General features: G+C 45.1%; 1 protein-coding gene and 1 pseudogene. Both read right to left on the reverse strand.

From position 1 onward, the window contains the following. Nucleotides 1–106 (reverse strand): annotated as a pseudogene (locus tag A3738_RS30245) (UMP kinase); the annotation flags it as partial. A gap of 176 nt (nucleotides 107–282) precedes the next feature. Then, the coding region (gene tsf, locus A3738_RS27470) for a translation elongation factor Ts (protein WP_068763994.1) at nucleotides 283–1,090 on the reverse strand (808 nt) is incomplete at its 5' end.

Here is a 1,090-nt window from a genome sequence, read left to right on the forward strand (position 1 = left end):
GATCCAGTACCTTTGGGTCGATACCGAAGTTCTCATCACCCATGAGGGCTTCGCCACTTAATTTAAGTAGCACTCGCTTATATTTTGGCTGCAAGTTTGTTGGCATATGTCGTGTCCTGAAAAGCGTATTTGAGCGTAGCGTCACCTTAGTTTTTCTGACGCCATATAAAACAATGCCGCACCTTAAAGCTTAAGGTACGGCACCGGCGCGAATTGTAGCAAGAAGCAGAGTTTGCCGCTACGACAAAAACACTTCTTTAGATCGCATATTAGATATGGAGATTAAGCATCGCCAGCCAACTGAGCAGCAACTTCAGCTGCAAAGTCAGTCTCTTCAACCTCAATACCTTCACCCACTTCAAGGCGAACGAAAGATACGATCTCAGCACCACCTTCTTTCGCTAACTGGCCAACAGTAAGCTCTGGATTTTTAACGAAAGGCTGCTCTGTCATAGAGTTCTCTTTAAGGAACTTCTTGATACGACCACCCATCATTTTCTCAACGATCTCTGCAGGCTTACCTTCCATGTCAGGTTGCGCCTTAATGATTTCTTTCTCTTTCTCTAACTCTTCTTCAGCCATATCTTCTGGGCGAAGAACACGAGGGTTTACCGCAGTTGCGTGCATAGCGATATCTTTAGCTAACTCAGCAGAACCACCAGATAGCACAACAATTGCACCAATACGGTTGTTTGAGTGAACGTATGAACCAACAACTGCACCCTCAAGAGCTACAGCGCGACGAGGAGAGATATTCTCACCAACTTTTTGAACAAGCGCTTCACGCTCAGCATCTAACAAACCAGCAACATCAGTTGAACCGCTAGCAAACGCCTCTTCTGCAACCTTATTAGCAAACGCCAAAAAGTCTTCGTTCTTCGCAGCAAAATCTGTTTCTGAGTTAACTTCTACCAACATTGCTTTTGACGCGTCGTCAGCAACTTTAACAACAACAACACCTTCTGCAGCAGTACGACCAGCTTTCTTAGCTGCTTTCATACCGCTCTTCTTACGCAATTCTTCAATTGCCTTATCTACATCACCGTCCGTCTCAGCGAGTGCTTTTTTACACTCAAGCATACCAAGACCA

The organism is Oleiphilus sp. HI0066, from assembly GCF_001635725.1.